The following is a 20,769-nucleotide window of genomic DNA, read 5'->3' on the forward strand; positions in this document are numbered from 1 at the left end:
GCACCCCGGGGTGGGGAGGACGGTCGGGGCGGCCGTCCTCCGCAGTTCAGGCATGGATTCGGCCGTTCGGCGAAAGCCTCATGGGATGTTCTTGAGCGGTCGAGCGCGATGGCCCCCGTGCGGTCGCCGGAGCGGGCGTGTTCGCCGACGTTGGTTGATCCACAATGGGACGTATGAGTGCCATCCAACCGCAGCCGCAGTTCACCATATTCGTCCACCTCACGGCCTTGCCCGCGTGGCTCGCGCTGGGGCGCCCTGAGCGTCAACAGATCATCGCCGAGCATGTGCGGCCGCTGCTGGACAAACACGACACTGTCCAGGTGCGGTGGTTCGACGCTGAAGCATGGGCCGCCGCTCCGTCCGACGTTCTCGTCGCTACGACGAACGACCTGACCTCGTGGTCCGATCTGTTTGAGGGTCTTCGCGACAGCCCTCTCTGGAGCGTGCCCTACTTCCGGGTGGAGTTGGTACTCCCGACGGTCGAGGACGGCTTCGCCGACTACGAGCGTCGAACCGGCCAGCGCAGCTGAGCCGGCTTGCCCTTCGGCCCGATCAGCCAGGCCAGGGTCTTGTCGATCTTGTGAGGGACACCAGGGTGGTTGAGCGTGGGCGCGTTCAAAAGACGGTCGCGTTGTGCGGCGATGACAAGGCGGTGAGGGCGGGGTCGTCCGTGTGCGTGGTGGTCCTATCGCGTTGACGTCATCAGGCCGGGACGGATCTGGTTGTCCGTGAAACGGGCGCCTTGAGGCACGAGTTCGGTCCGCATCACAGCTCTGGGGCCTCGGGCTGCGGCGGGCAGGGCGACGGCTCCACGATGACGCCCAGGACGGGGAAACGGGGCTCGTCCGGCTACCCGAGAGCTACTTTGCGGCTGGTGTCTGAGCTAGGACTCCGGGGCCGACAGCGCCACCGGCTGCGGTGGAACGGACGTGGCGTTCACGCCCTCCCTGTGGGCGGGCCGTTGAAGTTGAGGGCTGCCATCCGGTGAGGGGTGGCAGCCCTCAGGCGAGAGCCGGCGGGGCCGGATGCCGTGTGGAGCGGCCCTGGGGCCGGCTACGGGCAGCGCAGGCGGGGTGATTGGCCCGACGACCCGCTCGGGCGAGTCGCCGGGCCGACCGTGACGGCTCCGCCGAGCGGCGGGGCGTCAGCAGGTGAGGGTGACCTCATGCACGACCGGCCGGGGCGTCCAGGGGAAGGAGGCCACGCCGAACGTGCCGCGAACCGTCGTGCCACAAGGGACGGTGGTCGCCGGGCCGCGCACCTCCAGTGTCGCGGTGGTGAAGACGACCGGCTTGTCCTGCGCGAGGGGCGGGCCGCCGGCGCCCACGACCTCGGCGGACAGCATGGTGGACAGCTCCTTCGGGGCGGGCGTCGGGCTGCCGGGAGAGGGCGGCCCGGCCAGGCTGACCTTGCCGTAGAACTGCACCGCGTTACCGGTGACCTCCGCGCACAGCCGGGTGAGCAAGCCTGCCTGCAGACCGGAGTTCCCACAGGTGGTCACGGTCTGCTCGGCGGCGACCTCGGGGGTCGCGGCGGCCGGGCCGGCGGCCAGAACGGTCAGGCCGGCAACGCCGACCGCGAGAAGGGCTAAGCGGTTCATGGGGACGTGCTCTCCTTGTGTCTTCGTCGGTGCGGGACGGGTCTCAACCCGTCCTTGTGCGATGTGATATTTTACATCGTACAAGTATGCGAGGTAATGGTGTACTGAACTTCTTCCGTCAGGGAGGGAAACTCTCCGGCGCGGCGGTCGGCCCGAGTTGACGAGAGCCCGGGCGGCCGGCTCCGGCACCGGGATCACGGCCGGGGAACGGGTGAGCGGCGACGCCAGAGGGACTTGCTGCGGTCTGACGCCGCGTCCGGCCGCGACGTCGTGGAATGCGGCGCCCGCGGCGGTCGGGCCGAAAAGCCCGTCGGGAGATCTGAGAGACATGCTGCCGACTGGGCTCCAACGGAGGAACGCCAAACGGCGTCACGTTCGGCGCGACCTGGGAGCCGTGACGTCTTGGGGGCGTGCCTGGTCCGCTCCGATCTGATGGCCGAGATCGGCGCCGACCGCTCGATCGACCGGGGTGGCGTGTTCCGGCACTCGCTCCGTTTCAAATGGCTGCGCATGGAAGTGGACGTGGGGGATGTTCCCCGGTTTGGTCAGGGCCCGGGTGTGCGGCCCGGATGACCGGCGCATCCTGCTGTCGGTCTCCTCGTTGGTCAGGCATTTGGATCCTGGCTTCCTCCACACTTGCTGTGGCAGCCCTGCTCTTGGCCGCTGTTCCCGCCTCGGCCGCCGGCCCCAGGCGGTGGGAAGACCCCCATTGGGCAGGGCAGCTCGTCGTTCGACAGCGGCCGCCGGGACGGCTCCGGGGACAGTGATGGTCACGCGTCCTCATCACCGTCACCACCCCCGGCGGCACCAGCACTGCCACGGCCGCCGGCCGGTACACCTACTCCAAGGACACCACCAAGCTCACGGCCGGTCCGGTGCTGCTGTCCATCGCGCCCGGCCAGTCGAGCGTCAACCTCACCCTGGCGGCAACGCTCATCGACACCACTACGGGCAAGCCCGTCCCCGGCGCCACGACCAAGTTCACCGTCGGGAACACCACCGTGTGCACCGCCGTCACCAACGCCGCCGGCACCGCGACCTGCACCGGCCCCTGCCCGGTCATCTCCGTCCTGCTGGGCCTGGGGTACACCGCCACCTACACCGGCTCCGCCGTCATGGAGTCCGCCACCGCGACCGCCGGCCTGATCCGCATCAAGTGACCTGCCGTGAAGCCGAGAGGCCGCCCCGGTGTGTTCGCCGGGGCGGCCGCGTCTGCGCTGAGCGGCGGCCGAGCCGGCCGGGCGCTGCGCTGAGGTGCAGCGGTTCCGGCCGGGGTGGCGGTGATGTGGATCGTCGCGCCGTTCAGCGGCGCCGAAGCAGCGAGGGCGACCACGCCCTGTGGCGGGACCGCTTCCGGGGGGGGCGACTCGATCGAGGGCGACGCGGTGTGGTGGCCAGAGTGTTCCAGCCCAGGCGTGCGCCAATGATCAGACGATCGGGAACTCCCCTTTGGCCGAATCCGCCGAAATGCGTTCCGGCGTCGAACGTGGCCGGTCCATGCCCGCCTACGCAGCGCAGCACCGTGGCGCGACTGTGAAGCACCTCGCACACCTCATGTCCAGGCAATGGCCGCCTGGCCGGGAGTCCCGGCCAGGCGGCACCGCCGCATTAGGCCGCCAGCGCTTCGCGGAGCGTTGAGGACTTGAGTCCGAAGGTGTCGCGGATATCGCTGTCGTCCACGACGAACGGGCGCTCGGACATGTAGCTCATCTCGGCGAACTCCCGCCAGAGTGGATCGGTGAAGGACAGCAGCGCCATATCCCGCTCCGTGAGCGGCTTCAACCGCGGTTCGGGCGCTCCGTGGAGTTCGGCGAGGTCGGTCGCGGCTTGGCGCAGGGTCGTGGTGATGACCGGAGCGTGCCAGGGCCGCCCCCAGGCCCGCTCGTCGCCGCTGACCGCCACCAACGCCGCTGCGACATCCTCCGTGTACGAAAAAGAATGCGCCGCATCAGGGTTGCCGTGTACGAGGGCCAGTTCACCCTCGCGGACCGGGGGCGCGACCAGAAGCGTGAACGGGGAAACCGCGCCCGGCCCCAGGTACTGGCCGGCTCGCACTTCGGTCGCCCGCAGCCGCCCTTCGTCGTGAGCAGCCTTGGCCTGCCGCCACAGCTCGGCCCTCACCCGGCCCTTTCGGGTGTGCGGGGACATCGGGGTGCGCTCGGTGACCGGCCCCGTCGTCGGCTGATAGCCGTAGTGGTTGCCGAGCATCACGTAGTCGGCTCCGGCCCGCTCGGTCGCGGCGAGGATCGAGGCGAACAACGGCGGCATGGTCTCCGGCCAGCTGTGATAGGCGGTCATGGCCGCGTTGAAAACCATGGTCGCTCCGGCCAGTGCCTCGGCCAGTTCGTCAGTACGGCCCGCGTCCAGGGCGATCCGCTCGATTCCGGGGTGATCAGGACCGCTGCCGCTGCGGGTGATGAGGCGGACCCGCTTGCCGCTGTCCGCCAGTTGCCTGGCGGTCTCGACCCCGGTCGCGCCTGCCCCGATGACGACTGTTTCATCCATGGCGTTCTCTCCATCTACCTCTTGCATGGAACGCTTCCCGGAACGGGAAACGCGGTACGCGGGGGCCCGACCGCTCGCCCAACTGTGCCGTGCGGACGCACAGTAGGGTCAGTGGCCTAAAGGTCACGAGATCCAAGGATCTAGCCATGCATCGTGTCGCTGTCCTGGCCGTCCCCGCGGTCAAGCCCTTCGACCTGTCCATGCCGTCGACACTGCTCGGCGCCGCCGAACTCAAGGGACGCCCCGGCTATGAGGTGACGGTGTGCACCGCCGCGCCCGGCACGGTCGCCGCCTCCGGCGGTATCGAAGTGGTGATTCGCCACGGCCTTCAGGCGGTCGCGGCAGCAGACACGGTGATCGTTCCCTCGACTGCCAGCCGACACGACGCCGAGCCTGTCGTGCTGGACGTCTTGCGGGAGGCTGTCGCCGCGGGCAAGCGCGTTGCCTCGATCTGCAGCGGCGCCTTCGTCCTCGCACAGGCCGGACTCCTCGACGGCCGTGTTGCCACCACCCACTGGGCGCTGGCCGAGGAACTGCAGCGCGCCTACCCCGCGGTCCGCGTCGACGCGGACCGACTGTTCGCCGAGGACGGGCCGATCATCACCGGCGCGGGCTCGGCCGCCGGGATCGACCTGTGCCTGCACCTGATCGGCAGCGACTACGGCGCGGCCGTGGCCAACGCGGCGGCCCGCGCCGCCGTCGTCACCCCCGTGCGCCATGGCGGGCAGGCGCAGTTCGTCCAGACCCCGCTACCGGCCGAGACCGACTCTTCATTGGACGCGGCCCGAATCTGGGCACTACAGCACCTGGACCAGCCGATTTCTCTGCACGACCTGGCCGCTCAGGCCAAGGTCAGTGTGAGGACCCTGACTCGCCGCTTCACAGCCGAGACTGGCGTGACCCCGTTCCAATACCTTCTCCAGCAGCGACTGTTGCGGGCCCGCGAGCTACTGGAGACCACCGACCTCACCGTCGACCATGTGGCCGGCCGCAGCGGCCTCGGCTCCGGCGAGTCGCTCCGCCAGCACCTGAGCCGCCAAATCGGCATGACCCCAGCCGCCTACCGCGGCGCCTTCACCCACCGCCCGCGCGTGAAGACCGGTCGATAAGCGTGCGGGACTTGACCCGGACGTGGCGTTTTACAGGCGGGCTCGCCGCGGCTACAGGTCGTGTCCGACACCCCGAGCAGGTCGACACCGGCACCGGGGAGTTCACCGAGCCGAAGGTGGCCACCTGGCGGCTGTGCGGGCGGAGATCGAGGCGGTGGTGACCCGCGGCTGGGCCGGCAGGGAGGACCTGTCGGGGGCAGCACGATCAGCCGGCCGCCCCAGCTCGAACCGCCGACCGGCCAGCAGGACGAGTACGAACATGGTCACGACCGTCAGGAGCGGTACCGCGATCAGCCCCGCTCCCAGCCCCGCGCCGAACGAGGCCCAGAAGGGGTCGTCGCCCAGAACGGGCAGCACCAGGGCCGCGGCCACCCAGCCGAGAGCGGCGGTCATGACGTAGCGCTGTAGGCAGACCCGCAGCCATCTGCCCGTACTCATGGCAACTTCCCCATCTCGGCAGCTCTTCATACAGGGCTACTCAACCCACGTCCGTTTGTCACGGTACTTGGTGGGCGTGACGTTCAGGCAATGCTCGACCGATCCGCGCCACACGACCGGTTGCACGCCGTGCACGCTCGCCTTCAGTAGCTCCGAGCTGGAGTTGTGGTCTTGGAGGACTTTCCTGCCGCCACGCCGACTTCCCGGCTCTGGCCGGGGCACGGGTGTGCGTCCGCAGCTCGCCGGGCAGCGGTGGTCGCTTGGTGCTTGCCCACGACAAGATCGAGGTGCCCGTGGCCAGCCGGCGGCCTTGCCGGCGCCGGTCGCAACGGGGGGCGCCACAAGCCGGTTCCGGCTCGATGACCCGCACCTGCTCCTGGTCGACCACACGGAGGGGGAGGACCGGTTGTCCGGTTGGTCCACCGGTGATGACGCCGCCGCGCCGGCCACTTTGGGACAGGGCAGTTCGGGGCGCCGGTGGGCCGGCCGACCGCGCCGGCAGATGCTCGACGGCCTCCTGCCGGTCGAGGAACGTGTACGCCAGACACACGTCCCTCAGCTCATGTCAAACCGCCTGTATCGGCATCATGTGCCATATTGCCGATATACCTCCCGGCGAAAGGCACGGCATGAAGTTCGCAGTCATCGGCGGTACCGGACTGATCGGGTCGCAGGTCGTCAAGATTCTGAACGCCGACGGGCACGAGGCGGTACCTCACTCGCAGTCCACCGGGGTCGACGTCATCAGCGGCCAGGGACTGGGCGGGGCGGTGGCGGGAGCCGACGTCGTCGTCAACCTGACGAACTCCCCGACCTTCGACGAAGCTTCCCTGGCCTTCTTCCAGACGTCGATGGACAACCTTCTGGCCGCGGCCCAGAAGGGCGGCGTCGGTCACTTCGTCATCCTCTCGATCGTCGGCGCGGACCAGGTGCCGGAGCTGGACTACTACAAGGCCAAGGTGCTCCAAGAGGACACCCTTGCGGCCGGGCCGATCCCCTACTCCATCGTGCGGGCGACGCAGTTCATGGAGTTCATGGACGCCGTCCTGTCCTGGACCGTCGACGGCGACAGCGTCCGGTTGCCTGCCACGCCGATCCAGCCCGTTGCCTCCAAGGACGTGGCCAACGCGGTGGCAGAGGTCGCCGCGGGCCCCCGCTGAATGGCATTCGCAATATCGCAGGCCCCGAGGTCTTCCCGTTGGACGAACTGGGTCGGATCACCCTGTCCCACAAGGGCGACAATCGCGCCGTCGTCACCGACCCCACCGCCGGCATGTTCGCCGTCGTCAAAGGCGACGTCCTCACCGACATGGACGCTCACCTCGCCCCCACCCGCTACACGGACTGGCTCTCCTGAACCGTGCGACCGGCTGCGCCGGCGCCCAGATCCTGCTCGCCGACGAGCCCATCGCCGCCCTCTACTTCGACGGGCAGGCGGAGGCCGCGGGCATTCTGGTGCGGCTCCCGGTGACGCTGGTCGTCGTGACGCCCGCCGGCCCCTGGTGGACCGCTGCGACCGTGGGCCGGAGATGGCCGCGGACCGGCTGCGGGGTCCGGTGAGCCTCGCGACCGCGGATCTCGGGGCGCCACTCCACTTGCATCATGTCCAGCGCGCCTGGCGCTGCCGCTCGTGGCAATCGACCTGCCCGTGATCCGGGGAGCGTCGTCGGGCTCCACATTCGGCCCTGCGGTTCGCGATCATGCCCGTCGCGCTGCCGGCATCGCTCGGGCTGCTGAGCGGGAGTGAACCGACGCTGTGGGCGCATAGCCGGGGCCGAGGGCGAGGGCGAGGATTCGACCGTCGCAGCGGACCCGGACGGCCCACGCGGATGCGGGGTGGAGCGTCCGGGCCCCCACCCGGCCCCGCTGGAGACGCCCACGACCGGTTGGTCGCGGGGCGGCCCGCATACTGGGGGCCATGCGTGTGCGCTTCTCGCTCTCGGGCGTCGACGAAGAGGTCGTCGGACGGGGCGACGATGACGCTGTGCCGGGTGCCGGGTGCCGGATGCAGACGAAGCGAAACGGCGCTTGGGCGGTGCCGTCTGATCACGGGCACGAGCAGGCCGTCCCCCACAAAGGGCCAAGGCGGCCCATGACCGAGACGGTCCGGAAGGCCATGCGGCGTGGCCGGGAACAGCCGGGGCGGTCGGCGCTGTTGCATCGACAGACGGACCGGCCGGGGAGCGCGGAGACAGGGCGTTTCGCCCCACCACGATCCAGGCTCCAGGATCGCTGTACACCCGCCGCGCACTCGGTCCAACCAATAGGTACTTCTGCAGGAGGAATGTTCATGACTGACCGGCCCTTGACGCTCATGGCTGTGCACGCTCACCCCGACGACGAGGCCACGGGAACCGGAGGGGTTCTCGCGCGGTATGCGGCGGAGGGCATCCGCACGGTTCTCGTGACGTGTACCGACGGCGGTTGCGGTGACGGACCGGGAGGTGTCAAGCCTGGCGATCCCGGGCACGATCCGGCGGCGGTTGCGTTGATGCGCCGTCAAGAACTCCTGGCGAGCTGTGATGTCCTGAAGGTCAGCGATCTGGAGCTGTTGGACTATGCCGACTCCGGGATGATGGGCTGGTCGAGCAACGATGCCCCCGGATCGTTCTGGCGGACGCCCGTGGAGGAGGGCGCCGCCCGACTTGCGGAACTCATGCGGCACTACCGGCCCGACGTGGTGGTCACTTACGACGAGAACGGCTTCTACGGCCACCCCGACCACATTCAGGCCCACCGCATCACGATGGCGGCGCTGGAGATGACCGCGCTGACACCCAAGGTGTACTGGACGACGATGCCCCGCTCCAGTATGCAGCGGTTCATGGAGATCATGCGCGAGTTCCACGAGGACATGGCGGAGCCGGATCCCGCCGAGGCTGCCGCGATGGCCCAGATCGGCCTCCCCGACGATGAGATCACCACGTGGGTGGACACCACCGCGTTCAGCGGTCAGAAGTTCGATGCGCTGGCCGCACACGCCAGTCAGGGCGAGAACATCTTTTTCCTCAAGATGGGCAAGGAGAAGTTCGGCACGTTGATGGGCATGGAGACCTTCGTACGCGTCAAGGATGCCACCGGCGCGGCCGTACCCGAGAACGATCTTTTCGCCGGACTGCGCTGACCCGTCCCTGCTTCACCTCCCAGATAACGCCATGAAAATGCCACTGCGTCGGCGCACGACTCGCGTCATCACCATCCGGTGACGTTTTCAGGCCCGCCGGGTCCCGTCACGTGTGACGTTCCTCCTGGACGAAGCGCAGCAGGAGCAGGGCGATGTCGTCGGTGCGAGGAGCTCCGCCGGAGGCTCGGCCGATGAGGTCGTCCGCCAGCATGTGCGCCGGGTGGCGATCGTCGGTCGCGGTGATGCGGGCGGCTACGGCCGCGATCCCGTTCTCCAGATCCTCGCCGGGAACCTCGACCAGCCCGTCGGTGTACAGGGCGAGCAGAGTGCCCGGCTCGAACGGGATCTCGACGGCCGTGTACGAGGCGTCCGGGTCGATGCCGAGGAGCAGTCCGGGTGGCAGGTTCAGCATCTTCGCCGGGCCGCCGGCATGGCGCAGCAGCGGGGGCGGATGGCCGGCGGAGGCCAGTCGGACGGTGTGCCCGGCGAGGTCGATATGGGCGTATACGCAGCTGGTGAACAGCCCGGGTTCGAGGTCGGTCAGGAGGCGGTTGGTCCGGGCGAGGACCTCTTCCGGGGGCGCGCCGGCGCCCGCGTGGACGGCTGTGCGGACCTGTCCCATGAGAGCGGCGGCCGTTACGTTGTGACCCTGGACGTCGCCGATGGCGGCCGCGACGGTGGTGTCGTCGATCCGAATGAGGTCGTAGAAGTCGCCACCGATGTCGAGCCCGTGCGCCGCCGGCAGATATCGGGCGGCCACTTCGAGGTGCGGGACAACGGGCAGGGCGCGCGGCAGCAGGCCGGTCTGCAGGCTGTGGGCGAGTTGCTGCGTGGAGTCGTAGAGGCGGGCACGGTCCAGGGCCTGCGCGATGAGTCCGGCGAGGGAGGTCAGGATCGCCCGTTCACCGGGGACGAACGTATGGGGACGCGCGTAGGCCAGGATGAGGGTGCCGATGGGCCGGCCGGACGCGATCAGGGGCAGGAAGGTCCACGCCGCCATGCCGTCCCCGATCACGACTTCCGGGAAGGCGGCCGCGAGCTCCTCGGTGTTCGCGAAGAACAGCGGCCGGCCCGTGCGCAGGCCATGGGTGCTGGCGGTGTGGACGCCGAGTGGGATGCCGTCGTAGAGGGCCATGAGCTCGGCTGTGTAGCCACGGAAGCCGACAATGCGCAGACGTTGCTCCTCGGCCACCAAAAGGGCCAGGGCCTGGGCGCCGAGCGCGGGGACGAGCATGTCCGCGGCCTGGTCGACGACGTCGCGGGCATGGACGGCCTCCGTGAGTGCGGCCGCCAAGTGCATGAGTTGGTACAGGGCGGTGGCCCGGCTGGGCGAGGGCTCCGCGGGAACGGCCGTCGGCGCGACCGGCGGGACGGGCTCGTCGGTCGTGACCGGGATGATGCGGACGCTGATCCCGGTGTCGTCCGGGTAGAGGTCGAAGCGCAGGGAGCGGCCGGTCGGGGTGGCGGCGGTGAAGCTGCCCGGCATCCGGCTGATCACTGCGGCCCGGTAGTGGTCCTCGATGGCCGGGGTGTCCATCCAGGGCAGTGCTTCCCAGGGCAGGGCTCCGCGGAGCCGGGAGACGGGTGTGCCCAGCATCTCTGCCGCCTCGGCGGTGATGAAGGTGATCGTGCCGTTCAGGTCGAGTGCGCAGTTGCCTCCGGGCAGCCGGTGGATGAAGGCCATGGCGGCGGCCGCCTCGGCCGGTCCGGGCGTGGGAGGGGGAAGAGGTCGCAGCATGACCGGGTGCGCCGGCGCACGGACGGGGCATCCGGCGTCGGCGGCCCGGCGCAGGTGGTTCGCGAGACGGCCACAGGCCGAGTCCACGGCGTCGCGTTCCCGGTCGGTCAGATAGGCGGCGTGAGAGCCGGGCCACAGGAGTACGAGACCGGCTCCGGTGGGCTCCGCCGCTGACGGCGGGTCGGGGACGAGTGGGGCGGCGGCGAGGGCGAAGTCGTACGGCAGGACGAGGCCGAGGCGCGGGTAGCGCCGGGCCGTCTCCTCCTGGCCGCCCAGCCAGACGAACCGCCCGTCGCGAACGGCGTCGGCCACCGGGATGGAATCGTCCACGACGACCCGGGACCAGGGCAGTGCGAGCTCTCGGGCCAGGCCGAGGGTCATCGCCAGATGCAGGACGCGCCCCGTGGGGTCGGGCAGGTAGAGCATGCCGATGGACGCCCCTGCGGCCGCACGGACCTCGATCAGCGTCTCGCCGAGGGCCCGCTGATGGGGCCCCTCAGCGCCCTCGGCGGGCTCGGGCGGCTCGGCCCCCTGGTCACGCCCTGGAACGTTTCGCACCAGTCCATGGTCGCCCCAACCCCGCCCGTACTTCGGCACCGGCCCTCTCCGGCGAGCCCCCGCGTGGGCCGGGCGCGGGATTCGGGCGCCAGGTCGTCAACCCGACGGAGGCGTGAGGCACCCGGGAAGGGTCGACACGGTGGGCGCAGACTTTCACGGTGACCGCGACGGCAACCAGTGCGCCGGTGCGCACCGCCCAAGTGGGCGGCAGAGATCGGGACATTTCCCTGGCTCATCCCACTGCGGCAGCCGTGTCCTGAGTACTGGTGCTCAAGGCCGCTCGCGCGGCGGTCGCAGCAGCCGCTCAGTTACCGCCCCGGGATCCTCGCCGGGCAACGGTCTCCAGGAAGTGGTCGGCGTCCTCGGGCTCCCCGAGGCGGCCGAGTTCGAGCCAGGAGCCGTCCGCGAAGCGCAGTCGGAAGGTCGCGAAGCCGCGTGGCCGGCCGGACTCCGCCTCGATGCGTGCTTCGTCCACGAGGAACTCCGCTGTCAGTTGGAAGTCGGAGGCCTTGGTCGGGGACAGCCGCCGGCCGGGTGAGGCGGCCACACAGATCCGGTCGCGGGTGAGCAGCACGAGCCGCTTCGGGTTGGGGGAGCGCCCGTACCAGCCCAGCAGGAGCCGCCCCGCAGTCAAGTTCCAATCTCCGTCGAAGATTTGCGAGGCCGGTCGGTCGCTCGGCGCGGCGGATGTTCCGGATCCGCGGCGGGAGCTCCGCTCGGGCGTGTTGCCTGACCCAGGACCCGAGTCGATCTTCTTGCCCAATTGGTCGAGCAGGAACATGGGGATGAAGACGAAGAAGAAGACCACCACGCCCACGTAGAACAGCCAGTGGTGCCCCGGTGAAAGCCTTGCCTTGCCTGCCGCCCTGTGGACCTCCTTCGGCGGCTTGGGAATGGGCCGCGATATCTCGCACCAGACCAGGGCGACGGGTTCCTCATCGAGGATCTTTTTCGCCTGCCGTTGAACACTGCGCTTGGCCATGTGGCGCATCCTAAGAGATCACAAAGGGGTAGGGATGGGATGGTCTGGTCGGGACGTGACCGGTGTAACGATTCGGCCGTTCGGGAGGTTGTGACGGCTCGGCCATGGATCGTTGATGACGACTTGTGGGCGCCGATCGAGCCGCTGTTGCCGCCTTGGCCTGAGCGGTCTTCCTGGCCGCGGCCGGTGCCGGATCGGCTGTGGCTGCAGGGCATCGTGGAGGCATCGTGGACGTCCCCCACACGACATCGCCTGGCAACACCGGCGGACAGGACTGGGGTGGTGCGGCTCCGGACAAACCTGCCGGCGGCGCCGGAAGCGGCGCCCAGAAGGCCGGGATCTTCGACAGGCTGAACCGCACCATGGACGGCTCCCACATGCGCGCGAAAAGGTGGCGCCGACACCGGTCCGTCGACTGGTCGACTGGCTGACGGCAGGCAGCAAACGCATGGTAGCCACGCAGCGGCGGACCGGCCTCACGACACCCCCTGCTCGTAAAAGCAGGGGCCCGGCGCACGCTACGACGATGGCCAGACCATGCGGTGTCCCAGAACGCAACGCCGTCCTGCTAGAACAAGGCGAGACAAGGCCAGGCGGTCAAGGTCGCCGCCACCCATAGCCGTCTCCCATGTCGGGCATCGTGGTGTGGTGGGCCAACCCGCTGGCGAACCTCCGATCGCGGTAGGCCGCTTGGCTCCGCATCTGCTCGATCAGCAAGCCGTCCACATTTTCCGTCGGCCCGTTGCCGCGCCGCCGTAGAACCCACACGAGCGCGACCCCTGCTCCCACGAGCGGCCCAAAGAACACAGCGATCGCCATCATCATCCGGGCCACCTCCGCGATCGACCAGCCATCACCGACTCCCATCCCGACCGGACCCTCCGGCCACACCCGACCGGAGAAGTTGACGCAACGGCAAAGTCAACCTCGCGAGCCACTTCCGCCGGTTCCACCGATGTCGCCTGCGTGGCAACGTGCAGAACTCGACCGCATGTCGTCGATGAGGCGATCGAGAGCGTGTCCAGAAGCAGCCCGCGGGTCGAGGCCCGTTCCTGGATGAACTCATATTCGAGGGGTGCCGCCGGCCTTGCCCACTCCCTGGCCGACACGGCGGCTCCTCGCACCACGATACGGCCGTACTGGCACTGCGTGATGGCCGGCGCTCGAAGCGGCGCTCGAAGCGGCGCCCGACCCCGCGGTGGCCGCCAGGGCGCACCGGACAGGCCTACAGGGCCCCGGAACGCCGCGTTCGTACGTTCCACCGGCCGTCGGTCCTGGACAGCGCAAGGGGGTGGCCGAAGCACCTGCCCACCAGCTCGCCGTTCAGTACCCGCTCGACCGGCCCGGCGGCGAGACAACGTCCCTCACGCAGCAGCAACGCGTGGGTAGTCCCGGGGGGCAGCTCCTCCAAGTGATGGGTGACCAGTACTGACGCCATTGCGGGGTGGGCGCGGCCCAGGCCGTCCAGCCGGTCGATCAGCTGTTCTCGCCCGGCGACGTCCAGACCCGTCGCCGGTTCGTCGAGCAGCAGGAGTCGGGGGAGCGGCATCAGCGCCCGGGCGATGAGCACCCGGGTCCGCTGGCCTTGTGAGAGTACGGGCCAGCGCGCCTCGCGACAGTCTCCGACGCCGAGGAGTGCGAGGAACTGCTCGGCCCTGGCGGACTCCTCCGGAGTCGGGGACCAGCGCGGCACCGGCTCGATGCTGTTCGTCAGCCCGGTCAGGACCACGTCCCGCACCGTGAGCGCCGAGCTCAGGGGGTGGCGGGGGTCGACATGTCCCACGTACGCCCGCAGCGCGCGCAGGTCGACCCGGCCCAGCTCGTGGCCCAGCACCTCGACCGTGCCGCGCGTGGGGTGCGTGAGTGCCCCGAGGAGGCGGAGCAGGGTGCTCTTGCCCGCGCCGTTCGCCCCGAGGAGCGCCCAGTGCTCGCCGGGCCGCACGGTCAGGGAAACCTCCCGCAGGACGGCCCTTCCGTCGCGGACCAGATCCACGCCGGTGGTGCGCAGCACGGGAGCGGTCCCTGCGGGAATGGCGGCGCTCGTGCCGCTCACGCGCCGATCCGTACGACGCGGTTGCAGGCGGAGAGCACGGCCTCCACCGACGCGGACAGGACGGAGGTGTCCCATCCGGCGCCCCAGCGGGTGAGCCCGTTCACCCGGCACTGGGCGTAGGCGACGGCGGGACTGCCGGGACCGGTGGCCGTGGAGTGTTCGGCGTAGTCGAGGATGTCGACGGCGATCCCCGCGACGCCCAAGGCCTGCGCGAAGGCCGACAGAGGCCCGTTCCCGCGGCCGACCAGCTCGCGCTCGTCCGCTCCGGTGACCAGGGTGCATACGAACTCGTGCGTCCCCGGCGCCGTCTGGGCGGTCCGCCACGCGCCGAGCGTCACCGGACCGGCCTGCGCGGGCGCGATGTACGTACGGTGGAAGAGGTCCCACAGATCCGCGGGGGACAGCTCCCGGCCTTCCGCGTCCGTGACGTCCTGCACCACCTGCGAGAAGTCCGGCCGCATCGGGCCGGGCAGGTTCAGACCGTGGTGCTCGCGCAGCAGGTGGGCGATGCCGCCCTTGCCGGACTGCGAGTTGATGCGGATGACCTCCTCGTACGTCCGGCCGATGTCCGCGGGGTCGACAGGCAGGTACGGCACCTCCCACGGCGCGCGCCCGGCGGGGACACCCAACTCGACAGCCCGCTCCGTGTGGCGCGCCATGCCCTTGCTGATGGCGTCCTGGTGGGTCCCGGAGAAGGCCGTGTGGACGAGGGCGCCGCCGTAGGGGTGGCGGGGGTGCACGGGCAGCCGGGTGCACTCCTCCACTACGTCCCTGACGGCGTCGATGTCGGAGAAGTCGACCATCGGGTTCACACCCTGGGCGTAGAGGTTCAGGGCCAAGGTCACCAGGTCGACGTTGCCGGTTCGCTCCCCGTTGCCGAACAGGCACCCCTCTACCCGCTGCGCACCGGCCATGACGGCCAGTTCCGCGCAGGCCACGCCCGTTCCGCGGTCGTTGTGGGGATGGACCGACAGGATGACCGACTCGCGGCGTGCCAGGTGACGGTGCATGTACTCGATCTGGTCCGCGTACACGTTCGGGGTCGCGATCTCGACCGTCGCCGGCAGATTGTGCACGACCGGACGGTCGGGGCTCGCTTCCCACAGCTCCGTCAGACCGTTGCAGACCTCCAGTACGAAGTCCGGTTCGGTGAGGTTGAAGACCTCGGGGGAGAACTCGAAGCGGATGCCGGCGCCCGGCCGTTCCTCCGCGCGCCGCATCAGGTACGTCGCGGCCTGACGGATGAGTGCGTGCACCTCGTCCGGGGTCCGGCCGAGAACCACGTCGCGCCAGGTGGGCGCGGTGGCGGTGTACAGGTGGACGAGCGTACGGGGCAAGCCCTCGACGGAGGCCAGGGTCCGGTCGAGGAGATCGCGCCGGGCAGCGGTGAAGACGGAGACCGTCACGTCGTCGGGAACCGCGTCGCTCAGCGCGAGGTGGCGTACGAAGTCGAAATCGGTCTGGCTGGCGGACGGATAGCCCACCTCGATCTCCTTGAACCCCATCGCGCACAGCAGGTCGAACATACGGCGCTTGCGAGTGAGGTCCATGGGTTCGGCCAAGGCCTGGTTGCCGTCGCGCAGGTCGACGGGGACCCACAGAGGGGCCCGGCTGAGTCGCCGGGACGGCCAGGTTCGGTCCCGCAGGGGGAGCGAGACGCGCTCGTGCGCGGGACGGTAGCGGTGGTGGGGCATCGCGCTCGGCCGCTGCGGGTTCCACGCCGGAACGCCGGCGGGGACGGGGCCGGAGGGGGTGCGCATGGTGGGGAAGACGGTACGTCGAGGAATAGTCATGGCAAATGAACTTCCTTCAGTCGGCCTAAAGTCGACCAGCACGTCCGAGCCCCGCAGCGGGGTGCCGGTCGGCTCAGGCCCCGCAGCGGCAGCCGAGGAGAAGACCGCGCAGCGTCATGCCCGCTAAACTAACAACACCTCAGCTCCTCAGACAACTTGATTGGTCCACGACATGCCCCTCGCTCCCCTCCGCCCCAGCCCGCTCGTGGAACAGGCCACCCAACACCTGCGGCGCCAGATCACCGAGGGCCACTGGCCCGTCGGCACCAGACTCCCCGCCGAGACCGCGCTCGCCAAAGAGCTCGGCATCGGCCGCTCCACGGTGCGCGAAGCCCTGCGCGCCCTGTCGGGAGCGGGCCTGGTGCAGGCCCGGCAAGGGGCGGGCGTCTTCGTGATCGCCACCGAACCGACCGAGGACTGGCCTACCCGGCTGCGCAAGGCAGCCCTGAGCGACCTCTACGAAGTGCGTATGATCATCGAGGTCGAGGCCGCGCAACTCGCAGCGCGGCGCCGCACCGACGACGACCTCGTCCTCATCACCGCCGCCCTGGACCGCCGCCGCGCCGCCGCGAACGGAGACACGACAGGCTTCGTCGACGCCGACATCGCCCTGCACGCGGCCGTCGTCGCGGCGGCCCGCAATCCTCTACTCACAGCCCTGTTCACCGAATTCGTACCCGCCCTGCGCCAAGGGCTGATCGAGCTCGTCGAGCTGCTGGACCTACGCGCCGACGACCCGAACCACGGCGACACCGGCCACTCGGCCCTCGTGGACGCCGTCACCGCGTCGGACGCCGACGCTGCCGGCGCCGTCCTTCGCGAAGAACTGAACCAGACCCTCGCCCACCTCCGCACCACCTGACCCAGGGCGCCACTTCGGCTGACTCGCACCGCCCCGGGCCGGCCACCGCTGCGCCGTTGCCCGCCTCGGGCCCCGACTGCCGGGCCGCGCGTCCCGGACCCGTCCGTCTCGTCCGCGACCAAGCCGACGTCGGCGCAATCCGCGGCGCCCCCGGGCTGTCGAATGCCTCCGGCCTCTGGGGCGAGGCACCGCCCGCCTGACCGCACCCGCGCCTCGGTCCACGTCCCTCCACGTGACCGCCGCCGCACGGCCGACACCGAGTCGGACGAAGAGAAGATGAGGCCCGGGGGTCAGGGGGAAGGGTGACGGCCCGGGCCGGTGTCGCGTACCGCGGGGGAGCGGTGTGCGTTCCATCCCGACACCTGGAGGAACGATTTGCCCGCCAAGGGGGTAACGATCCGTCCCCGCGCCGCCCGCGCCGCCCATCGCCCAGGTCGCCACCGCCCGGGCCCGGTGGCCGGTCTCGGGGTAGGTGTGGCCGATCAGCGCCATGGAGGCCGGCATCATCACCGCGGCGACCGATCCCTGGGCGAAGCGGGCGGTCACCAGCGCCTCGATGCCGGGGGCGAGGGCGCAGCCAGTGCGCGGCGGGCGCCGATGTGGTCGGTCAGGGAGCCGGTGGACAGCAGCAGGGCGGCGACCATCAGGATGTAGCCGTCGACGACCCACTACAGGCCGGTGATGCCGCCGCCAACGTCGCGCCGGATCGAGGGCAGGGCGACGTTGCCGACGCCGGCGTCGAAGGCGGTGCCGAAGAAGCCGGGCACCGCGGCCGCCGGCGCCGTCACCGGCGCCGGCGGGCCGGGACGGCGCGGCAGCGGCGCCGGGGCAGGTGAGCGCGGTGCGGTGCGGTGCATGGCGGCAGGTTCTCGTATGGGGATATGGCCACGGGCCCGGCAGGGTTTGACGGAAGGGCGCGTGATCCGGCCGGTGCTGGCGTCTGGCCCGTGTCGGAGTGAGGTGGCGCCCGTCCGGTCTTACTCGCCGCTGTGGACGGGGAAGGCGCTGTGCTCGCCGGGCGTCGCGGCCGCGCTGGGGCCGTCCCGTGGACGGCGGCCGAAGCCGATATCACCGAGGAACACACCGCCCGGCTACTCAGCGGTAACGGCCGGGTTCTGAGGAGGGCAGTGCGAAGCGACGTACGGCCGTCACGACGCCGCCGGCACCGTCTTCCGCGGCCGCGTGCCGCCCGGCGGCCGCGGCGGCCCGCGCGTACGACGGGTCCCGCACGGCGGTCGTGAGCGCGTCGGCGAGGCGTTCGGCGGTCAGGGACGGGAAGGGGATCGGGGCCGTCCCTGCGCCGATCGCGGCGAGCCGCCCGGCCCAGAACGGCTGGTCCGCGGCCACCGGCACGGTGACGGACGGGACGCCGGCGCGGACCGCCGCCGCCGCGGTGCCGGCCCCGGCGTGGTGGACGACGGCGGCCAGCCGCGGGAACAGCAGGGCGTGCGGCACGTCTCCGATGCCCAGTATGTCGTCCCCTGCACCGGCCCCGGCTGCGACGAGTTCCGCGCTGCCCGACTGGAGGATTCCCCGCATGCCGGCCCGTCGCAGGGCTCGGACGGCGATTGCGCCCAGGCGTTCTCCCTCGCCTGCGGCCATGCTGCCGAAGCCGATGAGGACCGGCGGCGGTCCGGCCGCCAGGAAGTCCTCCAGCTCCGCGGGCAGTCGGCGGGCCGCGTCGACGTACGGCCACCAGCAGCCGGTCACCGTCAGATGGTCCGCCCAGTCGGACGGGCGCGGCACCAACGCCGTGCTGAAACCGTGCAGGACGGGCCGGGTGGCTTCCTGCTGCCGTCGGCGCATCCGTGCGGCCGTCAGCGGTGGCAGCTCCAGGCGTTCGCGCAGCCGTGCCACGGCCGGCTCGAAGACCCGGTCGGCCATGTGCAGGGTGAACCGTCCGGCGGCCCGGTTGCCGAACCGGCCCAGGGAGCGGGCACCCGCCACGGTGGGGGCGAAGTCACCTGTGGGGGCGGTGGGCTGCAGGTACACGCCCATGCTCGGTATCCCGGTGGCCTCGGCGACGTGCCAGCCGAGCGGGGCGGTGGTGGTCGAGAGCAGGAGCAGGTCCGTGTCCTCGGCCACGGCACCGGCGAACCCCTCGCCCAGATCGGTGAGGAACGCGGCGGCGGCCCCCAGCAGTTCTCGTTTGCCCCGGACGTCGCCGTGCGAACGGGGATCGGCGGGCAGCGGCCGGAACTCCAGCCCGGCTTCCTCGGCCAGCGGTGCGAAGGATCGCGTGGCGGCGAGTGCGACCTCGTGCCCGGCGTCGCGCAGGGCGGCGCCCAGCCCGGTGTAGGGCGCGACATCACCGCGCGACCCGGCCGTCGTGATCAGGATTCTCATCGGTGTTCCTCCCGAGTGGTTCTTCGGTGTCCATGTGGCGCGACGCGTTGGCGTGCACCGCCCGGGCCAGGTACGCGGCCAGGTCCGGGCGCTGCTGCGAGGGCGGCACGACGAGGGCGAACGCGCGCGGGTCGGCGGCGAAGTCATCGGCGATCCGCCGGTGCATCTGCGGCGGACATGGCGTGAACCATCGGGTCACGTGCAGCCGGTGCTCTTCGGCGACATCCATCGCCCGCCGGCCGTCGGACGGTTCGCCGTCGTCGTGGACGGCGAGCAGCTCCGCCCGCCAGGTGGCGGCCTCGGCCATCAGCCGGCGCCAGTCTTCCGCGGTGTGGGCGCCGGCCCGGGCCATCGCCTCCCGGTGCCCAGCGGAGTCCCGCCACTTCAGCCGGGCGTCCACGGCATAGCTAAGGTCGAACGAGATCTCCCCGAACACGTCGAAGCGTTCCTCGGGCGTCATCGACACCCCGGTCTGCTGGACCTCGATGGCCTGTTCGGCGACCTCGGCGAGCCGCTGCAGCCGGCCGATCTCCTGCGACAGCTGCCGCTGCCGGGCCCGCAGGTGCTCCAGCGCGTTGGCCTGCGGATCCGCGAGGATCTCGGCGATCTCCTCCAGGGCAAACCCCAGTTCACGGTAGAAGAGGATCTGCTGGAGCCGCGCGAGGTCGGCGTCGTCGTAGCGGCGGTACCCGGCGCGGCTGCGCTCGCCCGGCGAGAGCAGGCCGGCCTTGTCGTAGTGGTGCAGCGTGCGTACGGTCACCCCGGCGAAGGCCGAGACCTGACCCACGGTATAGCCCATGTCCGGACCTTCCCTTTCGTTCGCCCACAGCCTCAAGCCTGACGTAAGGGGAGGGTCAACTCCGGGTCCGGGTCCGGGTGCGGGTCCCGGCGCCCAGGCCCGGGGGGACATTCGTGTGCGTCAGGTCAGGGACGCGACGGAGGCCGCCCTGCGGGCGCGCAGGCTGGGCCCTGATCGCAGGCCCAGTCCCTGCCGCCCGGGCGTTCGGCCCATCGCCGGTCCCCGCCGCATCGCCGCGCCGCGGAGACAGCCGGATTCGCGTGCCGGAGGCAGCGCACCGTTGGCCAGCAACCTCGACCGGTACCTCTGGTGACTGCTTTACGAAGACAATCGGGGGCTTGTGCGATCCGGACGCGGGGTGCGCACAAACCGTGCACCCCCAGGTTCTCTACAATCATCGAACCCTCAAGGCTGGACGTCACACATGAAGATCTTCGACGCGGCAGTACGGGCCTGCCGTGAGCCGGTCTCCCGCGTGTACATGGCCCTGCTCGCCGTGTGTGCGCTGTGGGCAGTGGCCGGAGGCATCGGACTGGGCGGGCAATGGTGGCTACCGCGCGTCTTCGCGGTGATCCTGACGATGCCCTGGATCCTACTCGTTCACCTCTTCCTCGTAGTCACACAGATCGACACGTTGCTGCTCGGCTACAGCTTCTACTTCGAGTCCCCCGCCTGGCTGTTCGAACCCTTTTTCATCGCCTATTGCGCCACTGCGGGACTGCTCAACGCCCATCTTCTCGCCCGCTGGACGCGCTCCTCGAAGCGGACCTGGACGGTGCCGGTGTGCGCCGTGGGCTTTTTCGCAGCGGTCTTCGGGCTCTGGCGTCTCTGACAGTCAGGCCTCAGAAGGGGTTACTGAGGT

At 70.4% G+C, this 20,769-nt stretch carries 17 protein-coding genes and 1 pseudogene; 8 read left to right on the forward strand and 10 right to left on the reverse strand.

Annotated elements, in window-relative coordinates; genetic code table 11:
• Positions 1 to 173: 173 nt before the first annotated feature.
• Entirely contained in the window at positions 174 to 530 is a 357-nt protein-coding gene (locus E6R62_RS06025; protein WP_168713984.1) for a darcynin family protein, read from the forward strand.
• Positions 531 to 1,144: 614 nt separating this feature from the next.
• On the opposite strand, the gene E6R62_RS06030 is transcribed toward E6R62_RS06025, so the two are convergent.
• The gene (locus E6R62_RS06030) at positions 1,145 to 1,600 is read right to left on the reverse strand and encodes a hypothetical protein (RefSeq protein WP_136212114.1); all 456 of its coding nucleotides are present in this window, start codon (positions 1,598 to 1,600) and stop codon (positions 1,145 to 1,147) included.
• A gap of 432 nt (positions 1,601 to 2,032) precedes the next feature.
• Between E6R62_RS06030 and E6R62_RS06035 the strand changes: the two genes are divergently transcribed.
• Positions 2,033 to 2,173, forward strand: coding sequence for a hypothetical protein (locus E6R62_RS06035; protein WP_206308658.1), 141 nt, complete (start codon positions 2,033 to 2,035; stop codon positions 2,171 to 2,173).
• A 302-nt stretch (positions 2,174 to 2,475) separates the two neighbouring features.
• Positions 2,476 to 2,760, forward strand: coding sequence for a hypothetical protein (locus E6R62_RS41675; protein WP_136212116.1), 285 nt, complete (start codon positions 2,476 to 2,478; stop codon positions 2,758 to 2,760).
• Between the two features lie 448 nt (positions 2,761 to 3,208).
• Here E6R62_RS41675 and E6R62_RS06045 read toward each other — a convergent pair whose 3' ends face one another.
• A complete protein-coding gene (locus E6R62_RS06045) occupies positions 3,209 to 4,105 on the reverse strand; it encodes an NAD-dependent epimerase/dehydratase family protein (protein WP_136212118.1) in 897 nt (298 codons plus the stop codon).
• Between the two features lie 146 nt (positions 4,106 to 4,251).
• Between E6R62_RS06045 and E6R62_RS06050 the strand changes: the two genes are divergently transcribed.
• Positions 4,252 to 5,214: a GlxA family transcriptional regulator gene (locus E6R62_RS06050; RefSeq protein WP_136212119.1), complete on the forward strand. Its 963-nt coding sequence runs from the start codon at positions 4,252 to 4,254 to the stop codon at positions 5,212 to 5,214.
• A gap of 102 nt (positions 5,215 to 5,316) precedes the next feature.
• Here E6R62_RS06050 and E6R62_RS06055 read toward each other — a convergent pair whose 3' ends face one another.
• The gene (locus E6R62_RS06055) at positions 5,317 to 5,652 is read right to left on the reverse strand and encodes a hypothetical protein (protein WP_136212121.1); all 336 of its coding nucleotides are present in this window, start codon (positions 5,650 to 5,652) and stop codon (positions 5,317 to 5,319) included.
• Positions 5,653 to 6,281: 629 nt separating this feature from the next.
• On the opposite strand from E6R62_RS06055, the pseudogene E6R62_RS06060 reads away from it, so the two are divergent.
• Both E6R62_RS06060 and E6R62_RS06070 read left to right on the forward strand, forming a co-directional pair.
• Positions 6,282 to 7,009, forward strand: a pseudogene (locus tag E6R62_RS06060) (SDR family oxidoreductase).
• A 933-nt stretch (positions 7,010 to 7,942) separates the two neighbouring features.
• A complete protein-coding gene (locus E6R62_RS06070; protein ID WP_136212123.1) occupies positions 7,943 to 8,776 on the forward strand; it encodes a PIG-L family deacetylase in 834 nt (277 codons plus the stop codon).
• A gap of 106 nt (positions 8,777 to 8,882) precedes the next feature.
• On the opposite strand, the gene E6R62_RS06075 is transcribed toward E6R62_RS06070, so the two are convergent.
• From E6R62_RS06075 to leuA, 4 genes are all read right to left on the reverse strand, one after another.
• Positions 8,883 to 11,072, reverse strand: a complete 2,190-nt coding sequence (locus E6R62_RS06075) for a SpoIIE family protein phosphatase (RefSeq protein ID WP_240801496.1) — start codon at positions 11,070 to 11,072, stop codon at positions 8,883 to 8,885.
• A 304-nt stretch (positions 11,073 to 11,376) separates the two neighbouring features.
• Positions 11,377 to 12,054 carry a hypothetical protein gene (locus E6R62_RS06080; protein WP_136212125.1) on the reverse strand — a complete coding sequence of 226 codons (678 nt, stop codon included), beginning with the start codon at positions 12,052 to 12,054 and terminating at the stop codon, positions 11,377 to 11,379.
• A 1,225-nt stretch (positions 12,055 to 13,279) separates the two neighbouring features.
• Positions 13,280 to 14,086: an ABC transporter ATP-binding protein gene (locus tag E6R62_RS06085; protein ID WP_240801505.1), complete on the reverse strand. Its 807-nt coding sequence runs from the start codon at positions 14,084 to 14,086 to the stop codon at positions 13,280 to 13,282.
• 17 nt (positions 14,087 to 14,103) lie between these two features.
• Positions 14,104 to 15,900 (reverse strand): 2-isopropylmalate synthase, encoded by a 1,797-nt coding sequence (leuA, locus tag E6R62_RS06090; protein WP_136212129.1) that lies wholly within the window; start codon positions 15,898 to 15,900, stop codon positions 14,104 to 14,106.
• Between the two features lie 172 nt (positions 15,901 to 16,072).
• Here leuA and E6R62_RS06095 point away from each other — a divergent pair, with 172 nt between their 5' ends.
• Complete coding sequence (locus E6R62_RS06095) at positions 16,073 to 16,762, forward strand: FadR/GntR family transcriptional regulator (protein WP_136212131.1); 690 nt, start codon at positions 16,073 to 16,075, stop codon at positions 16,760 to 16,762.
• Between the two features lie 668 nt (positions 16,763 to 17,430).
• Here E6R62_RS06095 and E6R62_RS06100 read toward each other — a convergent pair.
• From E6R62_RS06100 to E6R62_RS06110, 3 genes are all read right to left on the reverse strand, one after another.
• Complete coding sequence (locus E6R62_RS06100; protein ID WP_136212133.1) at positions 17,431 to 17,619, reverse strand: hypothetical protein; 189 nt, start codon at positions 17,617 to 17,619, stop codon at positions 17,431 to 17,433.
• Between the two features lie 238 nt (positions 17,620 to 17,857).
• Complete coding sequence (locus tag E6R62_RS06105; protein WP_136212135.1) at positions 17,858 to 19,108, reverse strand: glycosyltransferase; 1,251 nt, start codon at positions 19,106 to 19,108, stop codon at positions 17,858 to 17,860.
• Positions 19,071 to 19,907, reverse strand: a complete 837-nt coding sequence (locus E6R62_RS06110) for a MerR family transcriptional regulator (protein ID WP_136212137.1) — start codon at positions 19,905 to 19,907, stop codon at positions 19,071 to 19,073. Before E6R62_RS06110 ends, E6R62_RS06105 begins: the two co-directional genes overlap by 38 nt.
• Positions 19,908 to 20,331: 424 nt before the next feature.
• Here E6R62_RS06110 and E6R62_RS06115 point away from each other — a divergent pair, with 424 nt between their 5' ends.
• Entirely contained in the window at positions 20,332 to 20,739 is a 408-nt protein-coding gene (locus E6R62_RS06115) for a hypothetical protein (protein WP_136212139.1), read from the forward strand.
• Positions 20,740 to 20,769 lie beyond the last annotated feature (30 nt).

It is taken from the genome of Streptomyces sp. A1136, from assembly GCF_004795055.1.
In the GTDB taxonomy this organism is placed as follows: Bacteria; Actinomycetota; Actinomycetes; order Streptomycetales; family Streptomycetaceae; genus Streptomyces.